General features: G+C 37.7%; 16 protein-coding genes and 1 pseudogene. 3 read left to right on the top strand and 14 right to left on the bottom strand.

Annotated features, from left to right (window positions below; all coding sequences use genetic code 11):
* Positions 1–5: 5 nt before the first annotated feature.
* Positions 6–1,193 (top strand): BTAD domain-containing putative transcriptional regulator, encoded by a 1,188-nt coding sequence (locus BN358_RS00810; RefSeq protein ID WP_019227414.1) that lies wholly within the window; start codon positions 6–8, stop codon positions 1,191–1,193.
* Positions 1,194–1,278: 85 nt separating this feature from the next.
* On the opposite strand, the gene BN358_RS00805 is transcribed toward BN358_RS00810, so the two are convergent.
* The 10 genes and pseudogenes from BN358_RS00805 to BN358_RS00770 all read right to left on the bottom strand — a co-directional run bounded on the left by BN358_RS00805 (position 1,279) and on the right by BN358_RS00770 (position 12,315).
* Positions 1,279–1,503: a hypothetical protein gene (locus BN358_RS00805; RefSeq protein ID WP_019227413.1), complete on the bottom strand. Its 225-nt coding sequence runs from the start codon at positions 1,501–1,503 to the stop codon at positions 1,279–1,281.
* Positions 1,504–1,790: 287 nt separating this feature from the next.
* The gene (locus BN358_RS00800) at positions 1,791–2,738 is read right to left on the bottom strand and encodes an aldo/keto reductase (protein WP_019227412.1); all 948 of its coding nucleotides are present in this window, start codon (positions 2,736–2,738) and stop codon (positions 1,791–1,793) included.
* A gap of 168 nt (positions 2,739–2,906) precedes the next feature.
* Positions 2,907–3,743, bottom strand: a complete 837-nt coding sequence (locus BN358_RS22140) for a potassium channel family protein (protein WP_019227411.1) — start codon at positions 3,741–3,743, stop codon at positions 2,907–2,909.
* A gap of 270 nt (positions 3,744–4,013) precedes the next feature.
* Complete coding sequence (locus BN358_RS22135; RefSeq protein WP_019227410.1) at positions 4,014–4,604, bottom strand: hypothetical protein; 591 nt, start codon at positions 4,602–4,604, stop codon at positions 4,014–4,016.
* Positions 4,523–5,383: pseudogene (locus BN358_RS28255) on the bottom strand (DNA gyrase subunit A); the annotation flags it as partial. The pseudogene BN358_RS28255 and the gene BN358_RS22135, both read right to left, overlap by 82 nt.
* On the bottom strand, positions 5,374–6,072 hold the full coding sequence (locus BN358_RS28250) for a DNA gyrase subunit A (RefSeq protein ID WP_368730804.1): 699 nt from the start codon (positions 6,070–6,072) through the stop codon (positions 5,374–5,376). The gene BN358_RS28250 and the pseudogene BN358_RS28255, both read right to left, overlap by 10 nt.
* A 72-nt stretch (positions 6,073–6,144) precedes the next feature.
* Positions 6,145–8,100, bottom strand: a complete 1,956-nt coding sequence (locus BN358_RS00785; protein ID WP_019227408.1) for a type IIA DNA topoisomerase subunit B — start codon at positions 8,098–8,100, stop codon at positions 6,145–6,147.
* Between the two features lie 283 nt (positions 8,101–8,383).
* A complete protein-coding gene (locus BN358_RS00780; protein WP_019227407.1) occupies positions 8,384–8,890 on the bottom strand; it encodes an L-2-amino-thiazoline-4-carboxylic acid hydrolase in 507 nt (168 codons plus the stop codon).
* Between the two features lie 24 nt (positions 8,891–8,914).
* Positions 8,915–10,210 (bottom strand): hypothetical protein, encoded by a 1,296-nt coding sequence (locus BN358_RS00775; protein WP_019227406.1) that lies wholly within the window; start codon positions 10,208–10,210, stop codon positions 8,915–8,917.
* A 344-nt stretch (positions 10,211–10,554) separates the two neighbouring features.
* Positions 10,555–12,315, bottom strand: coding sequence for a sigma 54-interacting transcriptional regulator (locus tag BN358_RS00770; protein WP_019227405.1), 1,761 nt, complete (start codon positions 12,313–12,315; stop codon positions 10,555–10,557).
* A 165-nt stretch (positions 12,316–12,480) separates the two neighbouring features.
* On the opposite strand from BN358_RS00770, the gene BN358_RS00765 reads away from it, so the two are divergent.
* Both BN358_RS00765 and BN358_RS00760 read left to right on the top strand, forming a co-directional pair.
* Positions 12,481–13,734, top strand: coding sequence for a serine dehydratase subunit alpha family protein (locus BN358_RS00765; protein WP_019227404.1), 1,254 nt, complete (start codon positions 12,481–12,483; stop codon positions 13,732–13,734).
* A gap of 137 nt (positions 13,735–13,871) precedes the next feature.
* Positions 13,872–14,804, top strand: coding sequence for an EamA family transporter (locus BN358_RS00760; protein WP_019227403.1), 933 nt, complete (start codon positions 13,872–13,874; stop codon positions 14,802–14,804).
* Positions 14,805–14,996: 192 nt separating this feature from the next.
* Here the strand turns inward: BN358_RS00760 and BN358_RS00755 are convergent, their stop codons facing one another.
* The 4 genes from BN358_RS00755 to BN358_RS00740 all read right to left on the bottom strand — a co-directional run bounded on the left by BN358_RS00755 (position 14,997) and on the right by BN358_RS00740 (position 19,335).
* Complete coding sequence (locus BN358_RS00755; protein WP_019227402.1) at positions 14,997–16,214, bottom strand: glycine betaine/L-proline ABC transporter ATP-binding protein; 1,218 nt, start codon at positions 16,212–16,214, stop codon at positions 14,997–14,999.
* Entirely contained in the window at positions 16,211–17,077 is an 867-nt protein-coding gene (locus tag BN358_RS00750; protein ID WP_019227401.1) for a proline/glycine betaine ABC transporter permease, read from the bottom strand. Before BN358_RS00750 ends, BN358_RS00755 begins: the two co-directional genes overlap by 4 nt.
* A 23-nt stretch (positions 17,078–17,100) precedes the next feature.
* Positions 17,101–18,108, bottom strand: a complete 1,008-nt coding sequence (locus tag BN358_RS00745; protein WP_019227400.1) for a glycine betaine ABC transporter substrate-binding protein — start codon at positions 18,106–18,108, stop codon at positions 17,101–17,103.
* Positions 18,109–18,636: 528 nt separating this feature from the next.
* Positions 18,637–19,335, bottom strand: coding sequence for a carboxylesterase (locus BN358_RS00740; RefSeq protein WP_019227399.1), 699 nt, complete (start codon positions 19,333–19,335; stop codon positions 18,637–18,639).
* Positions 19,336–19,534: the final 199 nt, after the last annotated feature.

Below are 19,534 nucleotides of genomic sequence, written 5' to 3'. Positions count from 1 at the left end.
ATGTTATGCTGAGCATTAGTTTTTTGGGTAAATCAAGATTTGAATACAATGGCAAAATAATTGAGGACCAGCTGGGAAATAAGGCCTCTGCTTTAGTATGCCTTCTTGTGCTCAATGACAAGAGATATTTAAGCAGGGATAAAATCATAGGATATCTTTGGCCTGACAGCAATCAGGAAGCTGCAAAGTACAACTTGAGATACAATCTTTGGCTTATCAAGAAAAACATAGGAGAGGACAAGAATGGAAACCCCTTCCTTAAAGTAGACAATGACTGCTGCTGCATAAACAGGAGTTTTGAATTTGAGTGTGATATTTTTGATATTATGAAATTCAAGCCAAGCGAAAGTGATTCTGTGGAGAGTATTTTAAAATTAAAAAAACTTTTTAGGGGTGACTTGCTGGAGGGATGTTATTTTAATAAGTGCGATGAGTTTAACAATTTAATCATTTACGAAAGAATAAATTTCGAACAACGCAAAGTTAAAATTCTCAAGCGGTTGGTTGATCTTTATGAAAATGAAGACTGTTATGAGGAATGCACTGAAGCAATTAATGAAATACTCGAAATCGAACCTTTTGATGAAGAAATGGTTCTGAAGCTTCTGGATATTCATTCGAAAAACGGAAAAAGGGCTTCAGCTATAGCGTATTTTAACAATTTCTGCAACAAGCTTGCATGCAGCCTCGGCATACCTCCGTCAAACGAACTGAGAAACAAATACAATGAAATAAGACTTTCCCTATGTGATAATAATGAACCGGAAAACCCTTTACTCAGCAGCACTGTATCTGCAAATCTTCAAGTAAGCAGTAAGGTGAAAATAACCTCCCGTTGTATGAAAAACATTGATTATTTCTGGATTTCAGATGTTGTAGGCAAGATTGCCGACATGGCTGATGAGCATACAATAAATAATCTCTCCATAAAGGAAATTATGGACCTTGGTCACATACAAGGAAACATAATGAAATTTGTCAGCGTCAAGACTGACCACGAAAGTGAACATAAAAGAGAAGTTATGGGCGTCTGCATAGTCAATGCTTTTGTGAAACTTATTGAAAGTTTCGTTAAAGGGCGAGATGTTGAAATTTTGATTTTAAATTTTAAAAATATTGATGAAATATCGGCTGGTGTTCTTGAATACCTGAAGAGTTTAGATATACAGGGAATGAATTTCATTGAAAAATAAAACCGCTTCTTTTACAGAATGATTGACTAATAAAATCTGAAAAATAAGCGGTTTTTATATTTTATTTAATTGGATATATTTTCGTCTAGATTGGTCTTACGAACTTAGAAAGTTTCACGCCTTTTCTCAATTCAATTGAATATGATGGGTGAAGTCCTGAAGCGCGGACAATATTTGTAGGTTTGTAGTTTTGTTTTAAAATAATCTGTGCAAATTCAATTCCAAATAACAGAATATTTGTGCTTTCAAATCCTTCTTCTGCTTTGTCATGCATTTCCTTTAAAATTTTTCCTAAATCCTTTTCAGTCATGTAATCACTCCTTTAAGTTTGAAACTCATTTTAATTATTATATCATATTATTACAATTTTTTCAATATTTATAGATCCGTATTACGATAACTTAACATTCATCTATTGATTATCATTGAAAAATAGATTATAATGAAGGATTTCAATTTTCGGCTTAAGTGTGATAATGACTGGATTTTTTAAGTTTATTCATTTTTATGAAATCCTTGTCATTTCATTTGAATTCTCAGAAAATACAAAACAAGTATATTACAATTACGTAATATACTTGTTACAGCGGTTAACATTTATATCATTCTTATGGCAAAATGAGGACATGAAGCAATGCAGTATCCGCACTGTATGCATTTATCCTGGTCTATGAACGCTTTGCCGTCTACCATGCTTATGGCTTCGCTGTGGCAGTTTTCAACACATGTCTTGCAGGCAAGACAGACATTTTTTATGACCTTGACCATTTTTTTATTTTTCATTTTTATTATTCCTTCCAGGTCACGTTGCCCGTTGAAATAATTCACATTGTATAGAACTTCTTCCCTGCTGATCATTCCAATTGCTATAGAATAATTGTCGCTTAGGTTTCTGGCAAACTTCATGCTCTCATCATAATCATCAATCAGCGTTCCGCCTCCCAATGCTTTCATGAGATAAATTCCTTTACCTTTTTGCTCACATTTATAAATTGCTTTTTTCATGTCTTCAACACTGCCGTTTATTATTCCTCTTCCAACCTTGTTAATGAGTGGGAAAACAACGTCTATGTCATCGCGCTCTGAGCATAAATCAACCAACTCAACATTGTGTGTTGACACTCCTATGTTTTTAACTATACCCTTGTTTTTGTAATCCTTCAAACATTCAAGAGCCCCTTTTCTCACTTCAAAAAGGTCTGTCCCCATTTTTGCAGAATGAAGGTGGAAGATGTCAATATGATCAATGCCCATTCCTTCCAATGCTTCCTTAACTGCAGCATCCATGTCTTCATATGTAGCTGCTGCAGATTTTGTTGCAATTATTGGCTTGTCTTCTCTTTTATCCAAAGCAAGCTTTATGTGGTCATATGTCCTGTACATCTGTGCCGTGTCAATAAAATTAATTCCCATATCAAGGCCGTAGGACAGAACATCTGCAGCATCTTCAACAGATAAATCTTTCTGAAGAGGACCAAATGGCAGACATCCAAAACAAATTTCAGTTACTTCATATCCTGTTTTTCCTAATACAACTTTTTTCATGCTTACCTCCGTTATGCCTATATTTTATGTTTAAACCAGATGGTTGTCCAATAATCCCATCTGTTATGATTCCATGAAAATATTATATATGATTTTATCATATATTTCCATAATTATAATCATTATAGTTAAACAAGAAAAGTTGTCCGCAATTTCAAGTATTGCTTGTTATTTTTCTACTGCTTCAAAGTCTTCCCAAAAATTCTTTATTTTTTTGTATGTAATTTCTTTTTTAATGTAGACTTGTTTGCTGTATGTTATTGGTTTAAAACATTTGCCGGGAATTATTTCGTCTGCGTAATATTTTTTTCGCAGTGCAATTTGATTGAGGCCGTAGCTTCCTGTCAGTGACATGTTTATTCTGAAGCGGCTTTCCAGAGAATCTGTTTCTTTGTTAAATCGAACTGCCTTTTTTGCTTCTTCATAAACATTGAACTTCCCAAATGTATTTTTAATTGAATATGAATAATCAAGCTTCCCCAGGTATGTTATGTTGTTGTCCGTTGTTATGCTGAACACTCCCGGACTGGAATCTCCCGCGTTGTGCTCTGTGACGCTGATTCTTAGCTCGGGATTGATGAGAGGTTCCTTGTTTGTATTTATGACTCTGAAAATAAGCGTATCTGTTTGGGAATTATATATTATACATCGGGAAAACTTTATTAGATTTCTTGGATACAGCATTTTAATGGACAATATTGAAATCATGAGAGCAAAGTAAACCGCTGTAATGCCTGAATGAATTATAACCAGAAGTTTGCCCAGCACAGTAAGGGGAACAAAATCACCATATCCAATGGCAAGGGATGTTACAAATGAAAAATAAACATAGTCAAAAAATGATGTTTCTGCTGCAAGCACTTGGAAAATGTAATAAAACACTGAAAATATCAGGTTGATGAGTGTGTAATAGCAAAGCATCTTTCCAAGCACAACTACCATGTGCTGATTTCTTATTTTGCTCACCCAACCCAGACTTGTTTTTTTAGGATATTCTGTCCTCATGTGCCACCTCACGATTTTTTAGCCTTTATATTATATCCGTAATAATATATTTATTTCAAATATAAGGTAATAAAAAAACAGCCCATATGGACTGCGAGATTATAAACAAACTACTATTATGCAAATTGATTAATATTGGCAATTGTCGATGAACTTGAAATCACATTCTGTAGGGGAGGACCTCGTGTCCTCCCGCATTTAATAGATCAATAACCTCGGGCGGACACAAGATCCGCCCCTACGTCTTGGTGAATACAGGTTTTGTTTTTTTTACAGCAATGAAATTTGTTCTTCCTCGGGGATTTCCTTGTGAACAATCTGAATAGATTCAAAGTCATCCTTGTTGGTGAATATTTTCTTGCCCTTGGCTGTTCTCTTTGAAAGGGGCATGAGGTTCTTGTAAATGTTTATCGTTTTTTCCTTGCCTCTTAACGTCTTATAGACTATTGTGTCCTTCTCGAATACTTCTTTTACAACAAGAAGTTCATTTTCTTCAGTGAGGTATGGCTTGGAGCTTCTTGAAGTGAGGAATTGCTCATAACTTACAAGCTTTGCAAATCCGTCCTTTGTAATATACAAGAGCTCTCCTTCTTTTCCTTGAATGAACACATGCATTATGTTGTTCTTGAGAGGAAGGTAATTTTCAATTGCAATCCCTTTAAACTTTGCATCTCCCAGTGTAAGAGCACCAGGTTTAATGAGGATGCATTCGCCCAGGTTTGTTATTACAACAATTCTGTCTGTTTCCTGAAGTTCCTGGTTTATGATGCCAGGCTCAGTCATTTTGGTCCTTGTTGTCTTGATGTAGAAGTTTTCATCAACAAATACATTGTATGTCTTCTTTTCTTCAACAAAGTCCATTGTAATATCTGTAATGTGAGTCTTCCTTTCTTCAGGGAAATCTTTTTTATTGTCTTAAGCTGTTTCTTGATTTCGTTTAATATTTTCTTGTCTGAAGAAAGGATGTCGCTTATGCGCTCATTTTCTTTCTTTAGCTTGTCGCATTCCTGCTGTATTTTCAGTGTGTTTATTTTGGAAAGCTTACGAAGCTTTGTGTCAAGAATTATGTCTGCCTGAACTTCCGTGCAGCGGAATTTTGAAATAAGCTGTTTGTCAGCTTTTGAAATATCATCGTAATCAGAAGTGTCTCCATACATTAGGGCATTCATCATGTGTCTCTCTGCTTCTGCTTCAGTGTCGCCCGGTGCCTTTGTTGTAATTTCGTATATTAGTCTGAGGTTTGCTTTTCCAAACAACAGTCCGTTGTACTTTTCAACCTGCAGTTCCCCGGATGCAAGAATCTGTTTATTCTTTTTCACGTAAAGCTCGTTCTGATACTTTAGGAACACACCGATGTATTCATTCAAATTGAATGTCTTAGGTTCCTGGTTAAGTATGGCCAGCATGAATACGGACATGTTGTCCTGCAGTTTTGTGTGCTTGAACATGTAGTTTATTACATATTTTTCATCCGTGTCTTTTTTGAGCTCCATTACTATTCTTATTCCTTCTTTGGAGCTTTCATCTCTCACTTCTGTTATGTTCAGTTCTTTTCTTTCATTTGCTGTGTCTATGATTTTGTTCAGGAGGTTTTCCTTGCTGCCGCTGACAGTATAAGGAATTTCCGTCACTACAATCTGCTTTTTACCGTAAGCTCTTCCACATGGTACTTGCTCCTGAGTTTCACAACGCCCTTGCCTGTAGTATAAATGTCTATGAGGTCACTTTTGTTTGTGATTATAGCCCCGGTTGGAAAATCAGGTCCATGGAGGATCTCTAACAGTTCAGGTATTGAGGCCTCAGGGTTTTCTATTTTATATATTATGGTATCCAATAACTCCGTAAGGTTGTGAGGAGGAATGTTGCTTGTCATCCCTACTGCTATACCGGATGTTCCGTTCAGCATCAATGCCGGTATCTGTACAGGAAGAACAACCGGCTCATAGAGTGTCTCGTCAAAATTCTTTCTCATGGGCACTATGTTGTACTTCAAGTCTTCCAGGAACAACGTACTGATGGGAGATAATCTTGCTTCTGTGTACCTCATGGCTGCCGCACTGTCGCCGTCTATGGAACCGAAGTTTCCGTGTCCTTCAATGAGTGGGTGTGTGTAGTTGAATGTCTGTGCCAGTCTTACCATTGCTTCATATACTGAAGCATCTCCGTGAGGATGGTACTTACCCAGTATGTCCCCTACTATTCTAGCACTTTTCTTGAATGCTGACTTAGGAGAACATCCCAGCTGGTCAGCTGAAAACAATATTCTTCTGTGAACGGGCTTCAGACCGTCTCTTATGTCCGGAAGTGCTCTGCTCACTATTACAGTCATTGCATAATCCAGATATGACTGTGCTATTTCATCTTCGTAACTTACATTTATAATTTCATCCATGGTTGCTCCTTATAAATCCAGAATTGCTCTGTCGTAATTTTCTTCAATGAACTGCCTTCTTGGAGGAACCTTGTCACCCATCAATGTTGTGGTGATTTGTTCCGCTTCCATTGCATCTTCGATGGAAACTCTCTTGAGCTTCCTGGTTGCAGGATTCATTGTTGTTTCCCAAAGCTGGTCGGGATTCATTTCACCGAGACCTTTGTATCTTTGTATCATGTAGCTTTCAGTATTTTTTGTGGTTTTAAGCCACTTGGCAAAATCACTGTCATCATAAAAATAATTTATTGATTTTCCTTTTTGAGCCTTGAAAAGAGGAGGCATGGCAAAATAAACATGTCCTTCATCAATTAATACTCTCATGTATCTGTAGAAAAAAGTCAGTAACAGCGTCCTTATGTGGGCACCGTCAACGTCGGCATCTGTCATTATTATTACTTTGTCATACTTGAGTCCTGCAATGTCTTCGGCTCCCATCTGCACGCCTATGGCATTGGCAATAGGAAGAAGCTTCTGGTTTGAGGATGCTTTTTCCTCAGAAACTTTTTCAACGTTCAAGGATTTTCCGAACATGCTGAATATTGCCTGGAACTTTCTGTCTCTTCCTTCCTTTGCGCTTCCGCCCGCAGAATCTCCTTCAACTAGGAATATTTCTGTGAGAATTCCCTTGGCTTTATTGTATGACTGCTGGCATGAAGCAAGCTTCTTGTTACCTACTGATGGCTTTCTAAGAGCATTTTCCTTGCTCTTGCCTTCAGATACTCTTATTTTTTCAAACTTAAGCGACTGTTCTATTATGGTTTTTACAAGCTCCAGGTCCTTGTCAAAATAAACTTCCAGCTCTTTTGACAAAAGTGTTTCTACGGAAGTTTTTACAAAAAGATTTCCAAGCTTTGACTTTGTTTGGCCATCAAACTGAGGATTTTTAACCTTAACGTTTATGATAGCATTAAGTCCTGTCCTTATGTCTTTTCCGTCCATGGTTGAATTTTTGTTTTTAAGCATGTTCAACTGGGCTGCAAACTTGTTTATTGTCTTTGTGAGGGCTGACTTCATCCCTGTTACATGAGTTCCGCCTTCAATTGTGTTTATGTTGTTGCAGAAGCTGACTATAACTTCATTGTAATCCTGAGTGTGCTGCATTGCAAATTCCAGGTAGCAGTCTTCGCCTTCAGCTGTTATGCTTATTGGAGTTTCATAAAGCACATCCTTGTTGCTTGTCAGGTCCTTAATGTAGCCCACAAGTCCCTCTTCTTCGTGGAAAACATCCTCTGTGCTGGGATTAACAGACTTGTCCACAAGAGTCATGGTAAGTCCCTTGTTCAGGTATGCAATTTCCTTAAGTTTTTTTATGATGATAGGTTTTTGAAATGTGATATTTTCAAAAATTGAACTGTCAGGCATAAATGTGATTTTTGTTCCTTTTTTTCTTGTGAATCCAACGGACTTCAGCTCACCGTTATCAAGTTCGGTTATGGCATTTCCTCCGTCTACATATTCGTCCACGTAATGCTTGCTGTCCTTGAAAACCTCAACCTTCATGTATGATGACAGTGCATTTACAACCGAAACCCCTACTCCGTGAAGTCCTCCTGAATAAACATAGTTGTCGTTGTTGAACTTTCCTCCGCTGTGCAATACAGTGAGCAGGATTCTCTCAGCGCTTACTCCCCTTGGATAAATTGTCTTTGGGTACTCCAGGGTGTTGTCGTGAAGTTCTGTTGGCATTCCTCTGCCGTTATCTTCAACTGAAACAGAGCCGTCGTTATTCAATGTTATTGTTATATCTGTACAGACACCGGCCAAATGCTCGTCCACCGAGTTGTCAATTATTTCCCATATTAAGTGATGCAGTCCTTTTGAACCGGTGCTTCCTATATACATACCAGGCCGTACTCTCACCGGAGCCAAGCCTTCTAATACAGTTATGCTTTTAGCATTATATTCTTTAACCAAAATTTTCATTCCCTTCAACAAAATCGAAATATTATAACACAAAAACAGAACCGATAAAAGAACTGTCGTTTATATATCGGTATCAATAGTGCAAATATTAATATTATAAAATAATACTATCACAATTTTTAGATTATTTCCAGGGAAATGTTGAAATTCTCATAAATAATATGACTATCTCCGTATAATACTTCTTTTTAGACAAAAGCAAAGAATACCTCCAATAATAACCGGAGGTATTCTTTGCTATATCATTTTGGTAGGTTTTTCCTGATCAAAGTAAATAGACAAATTATTTCTTTCTGTAAAAACTTACTTCACAAACATCATTTCCTTCAGCAAGTGTCTTGCCAAGCTCAAATTCAAAATCATCGAATTTGCTGTCAATTCCTCTATCACCGCACATTGCAACATCGCACACTTTAGCAAGGAACTCTCCTTCAAGACCTATCATCTGCCATGCTGTAAGAAGAGGACAATAGTTGTATTCCAGCTTCAGAACTTCTTCTGTAATTTCTTTAACTTCAATTTCGAATATTTTTTTAATATCATCTGTGAAGAATGTATTTCCAAATGAAACCAGGCTTCCTGGCACATCCATTCTTTCTTTTATTCCTTCGCCGTGAATTAATCCTGTTTTAAATATTGCTTCTCGACCTATTGATTCCCAGTCAAGACCTTTGTCTTTGGCTTCCTTTAAAATAAGTCCCATCCACAGTCCTCTGTGAACAATTGCGTTTCTTAATTTGTTGATTTCCTGGTTGTCAGTGTTTTTTGGTTCGTTTTTAATAATGCACATTTTAAAATTCTCCTTATATAATTTTTAGAAAAACATACTTGCAAATAGTCCTGCTATGATAACCGAGCCTGAAGTTGCGCTTACAAATCCTGAAACAAGCGTCTTAGGCAGGAAATGATCCAACAAGAGTTTAAATTCTTCTTCATTTTGTCCCTGAAGTTTTGCTGATTCATTGCTGAGTACATAGCTTGCAGGGAAACCGCCTGCTATTGATCCCAATCCTATTGCAAATGACATTGCTTTGCTTAATCCAAGTGCTTTTCCTACAGGGATGGACAATAGAGCTATTCCAACAGTTGCCAGTGATATAAGCACTGCAAATGTAAATGCTATGGATTTTAGTACATCAGGTGTTACACTTTTTAATCCTGCAAATACAAACATCATTATTATTGTGATGAACAAGCCGAAGCTTCTTGATAATTCCAACGGTTTTCTTTCAATGAATCCCAATTCAGTTCCAAGAACTCCCATGAGCAGGCAAAATACATATTTTGATACGGCACCCTTTGTAAGAGCTTCCAAATAGCCTGATATAATTACAAGAACCAATGTTTTTAACAATACAATTGCTTCTGTCTGATATTCTTTTGGAGTTTCAGGAAAAATTCTGTATTTTCCCTGTCCTGATACAGCTGTCTTTGTTGTGATCTCGCTTAAGTCCAACTCTCCAGCTCTGTATTTTTTCAATACATTTTGTCCTTCGATTTTCAAGCAGTAATTTATGAGAGGGAATCCCACAAATCCCTGCAAAACATACATTGCCATTGCTATTATGAACAGGAACTCATTATCCTTAACAGCTCCTTGCATAACTATTGCCGATACAAGTCCTCCTGTAAGAGGCGGAGTTGATACAGCTGCAATTTCAGTTCCCACTATCATTCTTCCTACTGTCATGACCATGAGCACTATGCCGGCCATTCCTGCAAATGTAACTACAACTGTCTTCCACTGAGCTATGAGCTCATCCTTGTCAAGCATTGTTCCCAAGTGTGTTACCATGATCATTACAAATAATCCCGGCATGTTGGGAGCAATTCCTGCCATAGCTAAAATGTCCTGGGGAAACAATGTCCAGAAGCCTACTATAAACAAAGCCGCTGAAACAAAAATTGATGGAATGAGAGCTTTAGTCTTTATTGACACTACTTCTCCAAGTGCCAAAGCCACAAGCATCAGCATGAAGGCATCCTGTGTTGTTAGCTGAGATTGGCCAGTCATAGGCTTATAAAATGTGAAGTAACCAATTGATAATGCCATTAACAATCCTACAATAACCGCCATAGTAATTCTTTTTGAATTTAATTTTGAATCCATTACTTTCTCCTCCGTTTAATTTTGTATTTGAAGACTACATTCATCTGTGAATATAGTGCTTCATTTTTCTGTATCTATTAAAGCAATTATTGTGCCACATTAAATAAAATTTTGAAAAAATTATTTATTGTTGAAAAATAGCCATATATCAAAATCAGGACTAAATAAACAGAAAAATAAAATACACAGTGATTATTTTTCGCACTGTGCATTTCTCATTTTGATAAATTTAAACACTTATAGCTTGTAACGCTTTTTTTAATTTCTCATTTTGATAAATTTATATTGTAATATGTGTATGAATGTTTGTTTTTCAAATTTTATTCATTTCTCATAATGATAAATTACAAATTGTATTCCTTTATTTTTCTGTAGAGAGTAGCCATGCTTATATTCAGAGCTTCTGCTGCCATTGCCTTTCCGGCGACACTGTCTCCATATACCATCAATGCCTGTTTTATAAGCTTTTCTTCCATTTTCTGAATAGGCACAATAACAGTGTGTCTTGCTGCAACGCCTTCAGTATCCAGGATTTTTTGAGGTATGCTGTTCATTGTAATATATGAAGTTGTCTCCATGTTTACAGAATACTCAACAACATTTTCCAACTCCCTGACATTACCCTTCCACTTGTTGTTCAAAAGTACACTTTCCACGTTAGATGAAAAACCTTTTATGTTCTTGTTAAGCTTCTTGTTGTAAACTCTGAGCAAATACTCAAGTATTATTTTAATGTCTCCTTTTCGTTCTCTTAAAGGAGGAATGTTTATGGGAATGACATTGAGCCTGTAATACAAGTCTTCTCTGAATTCACCGGCTTCAGCCATTTTGTCAAGTTCCTTGTTTGTTGCTGCAATCACTCTTGTATCTATGGGAATACTCTTGTGACCGCCAATTTTTTCAATGGATTTTTCCTGCAGAACCCTCAGCAGTTTTGTCTGAAGATGCAGCGGCATGTCTCCTATTTCATCAAGAAAAATTGTGCCGCCTTGGGCAAGCTGGAATTTCCCGGGCTTGCCTCCCCTTACAGCTCCTGTGAACGCACCTTCTTCGTAACCGAACAACTCACTTTCAATGAGATTCTCCGGAATTGCAGCACAGTTAAATGCTATGAAGGGCTTATTTTTTCTGTTGCTGCTTTCATGAATGGCTCTGGCAAAGAGCTCCTTGCCTGTACCGCTTTCTCCCAGTATGAGTATGGTGGAGTTGCTGTTTGCAACCATTTTTGCTTTTTCCTTCACCTTAACTATTTCTTCGCTGTTTCCTATTATGTCATCAAAGGATGTGGTCACATTGCTCAATGACATTTCATTTATAACCTTGTAAACATCGTCCATTTTCCTGAAAGTTAAAATGGAGCCTGCACTTTTTGCCCCAAGCTGTACAGTCTTACCTGAAATCAGAGCATGTAAGTCATTGTTACTTTTATTTATTGATATTTCAATGTTGCTGAATTGTTTATTTTCCTTAACCAGCTTCTTTACATATGATTGAGGCAAGACGTCATAAATTCTTTTTTTCATTGATTCTTCAGGGGTTAACCCCAATGCATCATTTATGACAGAGTTTGTGTACACAATGTAGCCGTTTTCATCTGCAGCAATAACACCTTCATCAATTGAGTCCATTATGGATAAAAGTTGATTTTTGATGACCTCAAGCTTGTTGGAAGCTTCCTTTTCCATGAGCTTGCTCACGATGAGATCCCCCATCCTGTCCAGAAATTCTATGAGATTTACCTGGTTTTCGAGCAGTATTTTCTTGTACTCTTCGGAAATGGCAATAAGTCCAATGGCTCCTATTGCCTGATTGTTGTATTTAATTGGATTGCATATCATTGCCTTAAGCTTGCATTTTCCTTTTTCATCACATACAATGCAGTTTTCGCTTTCTTCCATACCTGAAATTACAACGGGTTTGCCTGACTTAACAACTTTACCAATGACATAGGTATCCTTGATAATTTTAACTTCCTCATCAAAATGTTTTTTTGTATCTCCTATTTTTTTGAACTCATTGTCGGAAATTATAACGTCCATATTCAAGACGCTTGCAATTGCTTCGGAAATCTTTTGTACTTCTTGACGAATATCAGATAATTTCACAGTTATATTATCCTTTCCTTTAATATAGCAGAATAAAAATATTTACATCATTATATCATTTGATATTAATTCGTCAATAATTTTAATCATCCATTATTTTGCTACTATACTTTGGCATGATTTTTGCTTGATGTATTATCAAAACTTATTACGGAAGGTGAAAACATGTTTGAAAATTTTATTGCTATATTAAAAGAAGAATTGGTACCTGCCCTTGGCTGTACAGAACCTATTGCAATTGCATATGCAGCATCCAAAGCAAGAGAAGTACTCGGTGAATTTCCGGAAAAAATAACTGTGGAATGCAGCGGAAATATTATTAAAAATGTAAAGGGAGTAACAGTGCCCACAACAAATAATTTAAAAGGAATTGACATAAGTGCCATACTAGGTGTAGTTGGAGGCAATGCTTCTAAAAAACTTGAGGTGCTTTCAGAAGTAAAGGATGAGCACATTGAGAAAACTAAAGAATTAGCAGAATCAGGCATATGTGAAGTAAAGCACATCAAAAATGTTGAAAATCTTTATATCAATGTAATACTCAAAGCAAAGGAGCATGATGCTTCTGTCACAATATCAAACGGACACACAAACATTGTAAAAATAATGAAGGACGGCATGATTATCCTTGAAAATAATGACAGTGTGGTTCAGGAATCAAAAATTGACAAGTCAAACCTCAACATAAAAAACATCTATGAGTTTGCAAACACGGTAGATGTTAATCTTCTGAAGGATGTACTGAATAAGCAAATAGAATACAACACCAAAATTGCAGAAGAAGGACTGAAAAACAAGTATGGTGCAAATGTTGGAGAATCCCTTTTAAAATACTATGGCAGTGATGTCAAGATCCTTGCAAAGGCTTACGCAGCAGCTGGCTCTGATGCAAGAATGAGCGGCTGCACTCTTCCTGTTGTCATCAACTCAGGCAGCGGCAACCAGGGTATAACTGTTTCCATTCCTATAATCGTGTATGCTCAGCATTTGAACGTTGGAATGGAAAAGCTGTACAGAGCATTGACATTGAGCAACCTTATTGCAATACATCAGAAAAAGGGACTAGGAAAACTATCTGCATACTGCGGCGCAGTAAGTGCAGCATGCGGAGCTGGAGCGGGCATAGCATACCTCCACGGAGAGTCCTTTGAAATAATAACAAGGACCATTACAAACACAATTGCCAACGTATCAGGAATTGTATGCGATGGAGCAAAACCTTCCTGTGCAGCAAAAATTGCTTCTTCAGTTGATGCTGCCATAATGGGATACCACATGGCAATAAACGGCAACACATTTGCATGCGGAGAAGGTCTTGTCAAGGAAGACATTGAAGAAACAATCGACAGCATATGTAAAATGGGCAAGGATGGAATGAAGGAAACAGACATAGAAATAATAAATCTTATGATAAGCTAAAAATAGTTCAAAGGCCGGAGATAAATCTGGCCTTTTTGTTAAATTAATAACTTCAACCTCTCTATTGCCAACGAAAATGCGGATGTGTATAATGAATACAAATGATTATTCAATAATGAATTTGGCAGGGGTGGAAAATGAAGAAGAAAGACATGTTAGTTGCGTTGCTGGTAGTAATAATCTGGGGAGCAAACTTCACGGTAATAAAGCTTGGCTTGGGAGGGGTGCCCTCCATGCTTCTTGTTGCCTTAAGATACTTAATAACAGCATTTCCGGCAGTTTTTATTGTCAAGAAACCAGATACAGAATGGAAATATATAATACTATACGGATTGTTTGTGGGCGTGCTGCAGTTTTCATGCCTGTTTTATGCCATGGAAATAGGAATGCCTGCAGGGCTTGCTTCAATAGTTCTTCAGTTCCAGGCTTTCATATCACCGGTTATGGCAATGATTTTTCTGAAGGAAAAAATCAAAACAAAGCAAGTGGTGGGTTCTTTGATTGCCATGGCAGGACTTATTATAATTGCTACGGCTGCAGTATCAGGAGGAATTTCTGCCATACCTCTTCCGGCAATAATCCTGACAGCATGTGCGCCAATCTTCTGGGCAGCCTCTAACATAATATCAAGGATTGCTTCGGAGAAGGCAGCTGCAGAGGGCAAGAAACTTGACATGTTCAGCCTTGTGGTTTGGTCCGGACTTATTCCCCCTGTGCCCATGTTCATATTTGCACTGATTTTAAACACGCCTCAGGAAATTGCAGGTGCAATATCAAATCTAAACGGAATGTCTATATTTGCTGTTTTATACCTGGCCTTTGGAGCAACACTTTTTGGCTACGGTTTCTGGAGCAAACTCATTGTGAAATATCCAATGGGAAAGGTTGCGCCTTTGTCACTACTGGTTCCCATAACAGGCCTTTTGACTGCAAGGATAGTACTGTCAGAAAAACTGACTGCCATGCAGTGGCTTGGAGCAATTGTAATCCTGTCGGGACTTGTTATAACAAACTTAAGCCTAGAATTGGTAAAAGGATTGTTCACAAAAAAATCCTCTGAAACAGATTAATCCCTGCATCGGGCTAATTAATATTGGTAATTGTCAGTGAACTCAAAATCATAGTTCGTAGGGGAGGACTACTGTCCTCCCGCAACCCGGGCGGACACAAGATCCGCCCCTACGGTTTGTGGAATCGGGGTTTGTCAATTGTCTGAGACTCAACATATAGTTGAGTCGAGTCTTTTGTTAATTAGCAATCATTCAGGTTACATCGCTTTTCCCCTGAACAGGCTGTTCTTCTCGCTCTGCTAGAGATGAAAGCACCGATGTCTTTGTCACAATACCCTTTAAAACTCCTCCTCCGTTCAGAACTGCAATTGGATACTTTGCTTCTGCTGCCATGGGAAGTATCTCGCTTAGAAGAGTGTCTTCACTTGTGGTCATAACATCTTTGTTTATTACATCAAAGAGCTTCAGGTTTTCCTTTCCTGCCCTTAATGCATCGTCAATTGACACTATTCCCTTGTAAACCATTCTGCTGTCCACCGCATATGCAGTAGAAACAGAATTTTGCTGCATTTCACGTATTGCGTTCTTTGGAGAATCATTTTCTCTCACAAGACATGACGGCGTAATCATTATGTTTTTAACGCTGAGCACCTTTGTCTTATCAGCACTGTCTATGAATTTCTTGACGTAATCGTCCACCGGGTTCGTTGACATGTTTTCCGGAGTATCTATCTGGACAATCTTGCCGTCTTTCATTATGGCAACCTTGTCTCCCAGCTTGAAAGCCTCATTGATGTCGTGGGTAATGAAAATAACTGTCTTTCCCAGCTTCCTTTGTATGGAAAGAAGTTCAAAATGCATGTCTCTTCTCACAAGAGGATCAAGTGCAGAAAACGGTTCATCCATGAGAAGAACTTCCGGATTGCTTGCCAATGCTCTTGCAAGCCCCACTCTTTGCTTCATTCCTCCGGAAAGACTTTCTATGGATTTATGTTCCCATCCTTCAAGTCCTACAAGTCTGGTCATCTCAAGGGCCCTTTTCTGACGTTCATCTTTAGCTGTACCCTTGACTTCTAAACCATATGCAACATTGTCCATGACGTTTCTGTGTGACATGAGTCCGAAATTCTGAAACACCATGGAAATCTTGTTTCTCCTGTATTCCAGAAGCTCAGACTTATTGAATGTTTCAATATTTTTTCCTTCAAAAATTATATCTCCGCTTGTAGGCTTCAAAAGCTGATTGAAACATCTTACCAATGTTGATTTTCCCGAACCCGACAGTCCAATTATGACAAAAATCTCACCTTTTTTAACTTCAAAGGAAACATCCCACAACGCAACGGTCACTCCTGTTTTCTTATAAACATCATCCTTGTTTGAACCTTCCTTCATCATCCTTGAAGCTTCTTTCTTGTTTATGCCATAAAGCTTACTAATGTTTTTAACTTCTATTATGTTGTCATTCACTGTTCAGCCACCTCTTTCTTTTTGATTAAGCCCTGTGTGAGGCGGTCGAAAATAATGGCTATAATTACTATTGAAATTCCTGGTAGAAATGCTTTGCCCATTTCTACACGGTTTGTGGCAATGAGTATTTCAAGTCCCAATCCTTCTGCACCAATCAATGCGCAAGTAACAACCATTGACATGGCCATCATTATTGTCTGATTTACTCCTGTCATTATTGTAGGCATGGCCTGAGGTATCTGTACCTTCACAAGCGCCTGCATCTTTGTAGACCCAAAAGCAATTGCAGCTTCCTTAACCTCCTTGTCAACATGCATGATGCCGTGGCTTGTCATTCTGACCATGGGCACTATGGAATATATAACTGTTGCCAGAAGAGCCGGCATGATTCCTATACTGAAAAGCATTACTGCGGGAACAAGGTATACAAATGACGGCATAGTCTGCATTAAATCCAGTATGGGCCGTATTATGTTTTCAGCACGCTTGCTCATGGCTACAAGTATTCCCAATGGAAATCCAAGTATAAGCGATATGGCCACTGCAGCTATTACCACGCTGACAGTATCTATCATGTGCGACCATAATCCGCTTGCCCCTATAAAAAACATCATAACTCCGTACAACAATCCCACATAAATTTTCCTGCTGACCCTGTAGCCAAAATATATGACAATTATAATAAGCACGAACCATGGTATTGAGGAAAGTGCCCAGTTGATACCCTGTATGCTCTTTATAGCAACTGACCGTATGGCCCCTAGAACACCCTCATTATTTTTGCTGAACTGCTTAACGGCGTCGTCTAAAGCTGACCCGATGTTAAACTGCAGTGACTGAGGAAACGAATATATGTTGTTCATATGTGTCATTCCTTTCGGGTTTATCATTCATTGAGATATGCTCGCACCATTTCAGCATTTTCTTTAGGAAGCCATTGGTCAAGAAGGTTGTCATTTTCCTTTAACAGCCATTTTGCAGTTTCCTCGTGTGTTGCCTTTGTTTCATCAAGATATGCAAGAGCTTCGCTTATAAGTTGACTTCCCGTCTTGTATTTTTTAAAAAATTCAAGCAGATCCGGAGCCTTCTCTGCAAATTTGCTGCTGCTTACTATTTTAAGTTCTTGCTTTGGAAACTCGCACTTACCATCCATAAACAATTCCTTGTCATATGGAGCGTCATCAAGCAGAACCAAATCCAGCTTGCCGCTCACCCATGTAGGCTCGTAGCAGTATCCTACCCAAGGCTCACCAAGGTTGTATGCAGAAACAAGAGCTGCAAACAATGTTGCTTCACTTCCTAACCTTGTGTAGTTGTACATTTCATTAAGTCCGTAAAATTCATATTTTTTATAGAGAACCTCGTCTGCCATCCATCCTGGAATCGAACCATAAATTCTGCCCATTGTCTTATCTTCGTAGTCTTGGAAAACATCAGGATAATTTTTAAGATCTTCAACTGTTTTCAAATTTGGGGCCATTGGTTCTATTCCACGTTCCTTGTCCCCTTCTATTACGTAACGAGGAACATAAAGGCCCTGCGCACTGTCAGGAACAAGAACGCCAACATCCACAATATCTCCATTTTTGACATCATCCGGATAGCTAGCAACGTTATCTGTCCAGCTTTCAATATCCAGGTCCACATCTCCAGATATTATTGCCTGCCAGTTCATGGTTGATGAAGCAGCTGATGTTTCAAAAATATAACCTTCATAACCACGTTCAACTATTATTCTGGCAATTTCATTATGTAGTTTTTGGCTGTCCCAGCCGTTATCTGTAACAACTATTGTCACAGGCTCCTTTGATTCTTTTGCTGTATTCTGTGTACAACCTGCAATAACAAAAGTCATAACAAGAAGCACAGCAAAAAGCCCATACAATTTTTTCATAAAATCCCTCCATTCAATTTTTTTATATAGAAACCAAATGTAAATAGAAATAGACGGCTTGTTACGAAGTATTATTCTCTATGTTGTCAATGTTAGGCAGCAAAACTTTATAAGATACTTCGCTTGCAGATGACGACAAAACGGGTTTTGTCAATAGTCTCATGGATAACAAAATAAAAGTTTTTTTACAAACCATTTTCTAATACATCTAGTACTATTTTTATCCGGCAAAACGTTTTTCAGAAAATCCAATAACATCCTGAAGCATAGCCGCAGTATGTTTTAATTTTTTTTAAGTTATTGAGCAAATTGAGTTATGATGCATTAAAATACAATTATTTTAATGCCAGAATGATAATTTTGATGTCATAATGCTTAATGTTAAATTAGCATTAGATTATGTGACAGTATTTACTGTAAGAAAATTGTATATTTATTTTACAGCAATTTCCTTACATTTGTCAACCCTTAATGAAAAGGACAAAAAAAGAAGCCGTTTTTAAACGCTTCTTCCTGCATTTATTAAATTCAAATTCTATTTGAAAACAGTGAATAAATGAAATCCTCCACATCGCAGATAATCAGTGGAGCAGTGTTGCTTTTTAGAATTAAATGGCCGCCTTTATGGTAGTATTTGACTTGCTTTATCTCAGATGAAATGTTATCCATAATATAGGAGGCACTTTTAATCTTGACCGTGTCGTCGTCTTTGGCCTGTATTGCAAAAAACGGCACATCAATTTTCTTAAGCTTTTTCTTGGTACTGTTTAGAAGCTTAAGAAAATTAAGCATGGACACCATGGGCGATGCTTTTTGAGCACTGAGATACCTTCTGATATGCTCTGACTTTTTATATTTTACATCCTCTGCAATGTTTTGAGCCACTCTTTTCAGTTCCCAATAATAAATTGGAGTATTGATTGTAACAATTGCTCTGACTTTGTACTTGCATGCAAGGTTAACTGCTATGAGCCCTCCCATGGAAAATCCTATGAGGACAATATCATCTGTTTTCTGCCTGAGCCTGATAAGTTCCGTTTCAGCAGAAGCAATCCAATCATGGTATGTGGCTTTTTTCATGTGTACTCTGTTTCCAGTATGCCCCTTCAGGCGTGGACATGACACTTGGTATCCTTCTTCCTTTAGGTGGTCCGCCAGCGTTTCAATTTCGTGTATTCCTCCACCGAAACCGTGAATCACAAGACATCCTGTTCTATCTTTTTCCATATATACCTGCCGATTCAGCACATTATTTTTTTAATTATATTATAACACATAACTAATTATACGGAAATAAAAAAACTACAATCTAATATTGCAGTCAATTGATGACAAAGTTGTTTCAATAATGTATGGGAGGACTACTGTCCTCCAACAGCATTATTGAGATAATGACACGTGCGGACACAAGGTCCGCCCCTAAAAT

The sequence above is a fragment of the Sedimentibacter sp. B4 genome (assembly GCF_000309315.1).
GTDB classification, from domain to species: domain Bacteria; phylum Bacillota; class Clostridia; order Tissierellales; family Sedimentibacteraceae; genus Sedimentibacter; species Sedimentibacter saalensis.
This window is presented reverse-complemented; position numbering and strand designations above follow the sequence as displayed.

What these genes read in the sequence shown, in the direction of transcription:
- BN358_RS00810 (WP_019227414.1), top strand. Translation starts at nt 6, where the DNA reads ATGCTGAGCATTAGTTTTTTGGGTAAATCAAGATTTGAATACAATGGC.
- BN358_RS00805 (WP_019227413.1), bottom strand. Translation starts at nt 1,503, where the DNA reads ATGACTGAAAAGGATTTAGGAAAAATTTTAAAGGAAATGCATGACAAA.
- BN358_RS00800 (WP_019227412.1), bottom strand. Translation starts at nt 2,738, where the DNA reads ATGAAAAAAGTTGTATTAGGAAAAACAGGATATGAAGTAACTGAAATT.
- BN358_RS22140 (WP_019227411.1), bottom strand. Translation starts at nt 3,743, where the DNA reads ATGAGGACAGAATATCCTAAAAAAACAAGTCTGGGTTGGGTGAGCAAA.
- BN358_RS22135 (WP_019227410.1), bottom strand. Translation starts at nt 4,604, where the DNA reads ATGGACTTTGTTGAAGAAAAGAAGACATACAATGTATTTGTTGATGAA.
- BN358_RS28250 (WP_368730804.1), bottom strand. Translation starts at nt 6,072, where the DNA reads ATGACTGTAATAGTGAGCAGAGCACTTCCGGACATAAGAGACGGTCTG.
- BN358_RS00785 (WP_019227408.1), bottom strand. Translation starts at nt 8,100, where the DNA reads ATGAAAATTTTGGTTAAAGAATATAATGCTAAAAGCATAACTGTATTA.
- BN358_RS00780 (WP_019227407.1), bottom strand. Translation starts at nt 8,890, where the DNA reads ATGTGCATTATTAAAAACGAACCAAAAAACACTGACAACCAGGAAATC.
- BN358_RS00775 (WP_019227406.1), bottom strand. Translation starts at nt 10,210, where the DNA reads ATGGATTCAAAATTAAATTCAAAAAGAATTACTATGGCGGTTATTGTA.
- BN358_RS00765 (WP_019227404.1), top strand. Translation starts at nt 12,481, where the DNA reads ATGTTTGAAAATTTTATTGCTATATTAAAAGAAGAATTGGTACCTGCC.
- BN358_RS00760 (WP_019227403.1), top strand. Translation starts at nt 13,872, where the DNA reads ATGAAGAAGAAAGACATGTTAGTTGCGTTGCTGGTAGTAATAATCTGG.
- BN358_RS00750 (WP_019227401.1), bottom strand. Translation starts at nt 17,077, where the DNA reads ATGAACAACATATATTCGTTTCCTCAGTCACTGCAGTTTAACATCGGG.
- BN358_RS00745 (WP_019227400.1), bottom strand. Translation starts at nt 18,108, where the DNA reads ATGAAAAAATTGTATGGGCTTTTTGCTGTGCTTCTTGTTATGACTTTT.
- BN358_RS00740 (WP_019227399.1), bottom strand. Translation starts at nt 19,335, where the DNA reads ATGGAAAAAGATAGAACAGGATGTCTTGTGATTCACGGTTTCGGTGGA.